Here is a 4,014-nt window from a genome sequence, read left to right as displayed (position 1 = left end):
TATGATTGTTGTGTGGAACAGTTGGCATTTATCTGTGTTAGCGTCTTTTAGACGCAAAGTTACAAAAAAAACGATATATCCCGTCTATATTTTCAGGATTTTGTCAACATGTTCGATACGCAGGATAAATCGGTGCAGAACAACGGCGCTGCGTCAGAATACCGGTGTTTTGACGCAGCGCCTGCTATGTTCATCCGTGTGGCATGGTTCCCGGAGGAGCTATGCGGGGCGAGGGATTCGTGTCAGGATTTTTTAGAGGCTTTCCATTCGTCGGCAAACTGTTCGAGGATCTGGCGTATGTTTTTGCCCAGACGCACGTAGTCGTCCTCGTTGAGGTTGGCGAGCGACACACGTATGCTCCAGCGGGGGCCGTCGAAGCCGTCGCCGTTGAGCACCACGCTTCCGGTTTCCGAGGCGAGTCTGAACACTATAGCCAGCGGGTTGTAGGTCTTGTCGAGATAGTCGGCGAATTCCTGCCCGTAAAGCTTCTTGGCCCATATCATCATGTCGATTTCCGAGTAGTAGTCGGCACGGAGCGGATCGTCGGGCATTGAGAATCCGAAGTTCTTCCACAGGGCGTCGTAGCGGCTGTGTATGAGCTTTATCATCCGTTCGTGGTAGGTGTCGGCGGTGTCGATGAGCGTCGACAGTGCGAAGAACGACATCTGTATCTGCTGCGGTGTCGACAATCCGGCTGTGTGATTGAGGGCTATGAGCCGGCTCTCGGCCACCATGCGGTCGATGAATTTAAGGCCGGAGACGTCGATCGTTAGGCTCTGGTAGCGCTCTTCAAGCTGCTTTTTCTTGTCGTCGGGAAGCTCGGATATGAGCTTGTCGAACACGTTGTCGGAGCTGACGGCTGTGACGGCCACTCGCCATCCGGTGGCTCCGAAGTATTTCGAGAACGAGTAGCACGATATCGAGTTGTAGGGCAGCTCGGCGGCGAGGCTGCGGTAGCCCTTGACAAATGTGCCGTAGACGTCGTCGGTCAGTATCATCAGCCGCGGATTGGCCTTGACCACCTCCTTGAGCGCCTCGACCGTCTCGGGTGCCATGGCGTAGCTGGGCGGGTTGGACGGGTTGGTGACGAACAGCATCTTGTATTTCGGATCCTTGAGCTTCTCTATGTCGGCTCTCTTGTACTGCCATGTGTGCAGGCCGTCGGGGGTGGTGGCGTCGGCGTCGATGTCGAGCACCGTGTATTCGAATTCGTTCAGCTCCGGTATCTCTATGTAGGGTGTGAACACCGGCACCATGATGGCTATGGCGTCGCCCTTTTCGAGCAGATGGTTCTGCTTGAGCACGTCGAAGCAGTAGCACATTCCGGCCGTGGAGCCTTCGACTGCGAATAGGTCGAATGTGACATCCTTCGGGGGATTGGAGGCGCAGATGGCCCAGTCGAGATATTTGCGCACGATCACTTCGGTGTAGTGGAGTATGCGCGGCGGGGTGGGATAATTGTCGCCCACGATGCCGTCGGTCCACTCGTCGAGCAGGGCGTCGGGGTCGGCCGAGAGTTCCATCAGGCAGTATTCGTAGGCCTTGCGCAGGAAGTCGACTCCGGGCATCGAGGCGTTGTCGCGCATCCATGTCTCGAAGCGTGCGGCCATGCCGCCTTTCTGCGGAGTGCCGGCGATTCCTTCGGGGAGTGAGAGGGTGCGGTGGCACTCGGTCATCGCAAACTGTCCGAAGGCGAAGAATGCGCTGCGCGGAGCGTCGCTCACCCAGTTGGGGTTGCCGCGGCCGGCGTTGAGCAGTGAGTTGGCGGCCTTCTTGACTTTTTCGTCGGCCATCTCTATGATTTTGCCTTTCAGTTCGAACGGCGACAGCTTCGACAGTTCGTTGTCGATAGGAGAGTTGATGAGATTGTCCATAGTATTGCGTGTAATTGAAAGTTGTGGGTTATGTCGGGTTTTATGCGAAGAGTATGACCATAACTACGCCGAACAGTATCAGCAGCGTGTTGCCGACGGCATAGGTGACGGCATAGCCCATGGCGGGCACATTGCTGTGGAGCGACTCCTCCACGGCGCCGAGGGCGGCGGTGGTGGTGCGCGATCCGGCTACGCATCCGAGGGCTGTGCCGGGGCGGAACTTGAACACGTAGCGTGCCAGCAGTATCGAAATGATCAGCGGCAGGGCTGTGGCTATGGCGCCCCACACGAGCAGCATCCAGCCCACCTGGGCGAAAGCCTGCACGAAGTGAGGGCCGCATTCGAGGCCTACGCAGGCTATGAACATGTTGAGGCCGAGGTCGCGGAATATCCACACGGCCGGTTCGGGCACCTGTCCGTAATCGGGGCGTTTGCTGTGCCACCATCCGAAGATGAGGCCCATGATCAGCGCTCCGCCCGAAGTGGTCAGCGAGATAGGCACGCTGCCGGCGTTGAACGATAGCACTCCGATGATGCCGCCGATAAGGATGCCGAGCGACACGAAGATGATGTCGGTGGCCGTGGTCTGGCGCGATGCGCGGCCTATTGCCTTCGCCGCCGTATCGACATCGTAGGGGAGTCCGACGAGGGTCATCATGTCGCCTCCGTCCACGACATTGTTTTCGCGCACCGGTATGTCGATCGACTGCTGGCGTTTGATCGAGCGGATGCTCACGCCGTGCATGAACGGCATCTCGCGGATCTCCTTGACAGTCTTGCCGTCGACCGCTTTCGAAGCTACCATCACGGGCTGTATGCGTATCGGGAAGTTGAGAAGCTCCGGATCCTGCGCCTCTTCGCCGATCCATGTTTCCTCACCGATAATGGCCTCGCGGCGTCCGCTGAGCACCACCTCGTCGCCCTTGAATATCATGGCCGAACCTTTGGGGGTGTCGGTGATCTGCCCGTTGTGGCGTATGCGGTCAACGAAAAGCCTGCGGCCCTGCGACTTCAGATAAGCCTCGAGGTCCGACACCCTCTTGCCTGTGCCAAACCAGTCGTTGTCGACCCTGTAGCAGCGGAATGCCACCTCACGCAGCGATGAGCCGTAGCCCGGCTGGTCTACGAGAGTCTGACCCATCTGGGCCTCCTCCTCCACGCAGTCCTGACGGCACTTCTGGAAGCCGCCCATCAGCCTCGGACCCACGAAGGCTATGATCCATGCCGAGCCGGCGGTGCCGAACACGTAGGTGACGGCATACATCACCGGCACCACATTGTTCATCGACTCCTTGGCCGCCTCGGAGATATGCAGTCCGTTGATGGTCTCCTGGCCCACGCCGATCACCGCCGAGATGGTCTGCGCGCCCGAGAAAAGACCCACGGCCTCGCCGGCATTGTAGCCCGCCAGCTTGGCGCAAAGCCATGTCACGCCGAGGCAGACCACGCAGACCACTGCGGCGAATATCACCTGCGGAAGTCCCGTCTTGCGGAAACTTCTGAAGAATTGCGGTCCGACGCTATAGCCGATAGCAAACAGAAACAGCAGGAAGAAAACCATTTTGAGCGGAGGCAGTATCTTTACTTCCGGCGCCAGAATGCCGAGAACCACGCCCACGAGCAATACGCTCGTGACAGTGCCCAGAGTGAGCATCTTGTACTTAAGCTTGCCGACAAGATACCCCAGGCACAGAGTCAGGAAAATCGCCATAGAGGGATTCTCCACCAAAAAGGGAACGATAGTGTTGTGCCACATAATGAAAAGAGCGTTTAATGTGTGTTTTATATTGAGTGTGTGTTGTCATCATAAGCGCATCGTTGGCCGCGTATGCATAAATTACAACGCCCTCTTCCCCTGCAAAGTTCCGATGACGGGAATGTTGTTCTAAAACACTATAAAGCCGGTCTCAGGGTGACATGAAGCAATAGTTTGCCCCGACCAAGCCCCTCGCCCGGTGTTCAAACCCTAAAAACACCTCCCCTTTTTTTTGAAAAAGCTGCAATCGTGTTTATGTTCAGCTCCATAAATTTGGGTCAACGCAATTTGATCATCGATAATGACACAAAAAACAAGCGAACCGACTTTTCGATTCGCTTGATGAAGTGGAGTATAGCGGACTCGAACCGCTCACCTCGACAC

The 4,014-nt window shown here is 56.8% G+C and carries 2 protein-coding genes; both read right to left on the bottom strand.

Going from position 1 to position 4,014, the window contains the following annotated elements:
- Positions 1-242 precede the first annotated feature (242 nt).
- Entirely contained in the window at positions 243-1,874 is a 1,632-nt protein-coding gene (locus tag C5O24_RS11410; RefSeq protein ID WP_107035352.1) for a bifunctional aspartate transaminase/aspartate 4-decarboxylase, read from the bottom strand.
- A gap of 40 nt (positions 1,875-1,914) precedes the next feature.
- The gene (gene aspT / locus C5O24_RS11405) at positions 1,915-3,630 is read right to left on the bottom strand and encodes an aspartate-alanine antiporter (RefSeq protein WP_107035351.1); all 1,716 of its coding nucleotides are present in this window, start codon (positions 3,628-3,630) and stop codon (positions 1,915-1,917) included.
- Positions 3,631-4,014: the final 384 nt, after the last annotated feature.

The sequence above is a fragment of the Paramuribaculum intestinale genome, assembly GCF_003024925.1.
GTDB lineage: Bacteria > Bacteroidota > Bacteroidia > Bacteroidales > Muribaculaceae > Paramuribaculum > Paramuribaculum intestinale.
The sequence above is the reverse complement of the archived record's forward strand: the minus strand, read 5'-3'. Positions and strand labels throughout refer to the sequence as shown.

Bases quoted from the DNA above. Each gene is read 5' to 3' on its own strand.
- C5O24_RS11410 (WP_107035352.1), bottom strand. From the start codon at position 1,874: ATGGACAATCTCATCAACTCTCCTATCGACAACGAACTGTCGAAGCTG.
- aspT (WP_107035351.1), bottom strand. From the start codon at position 3,630: ATGTGGCACAACACTATCGTTCCCTTTTTGGTGGAGAATCCCTCTATG.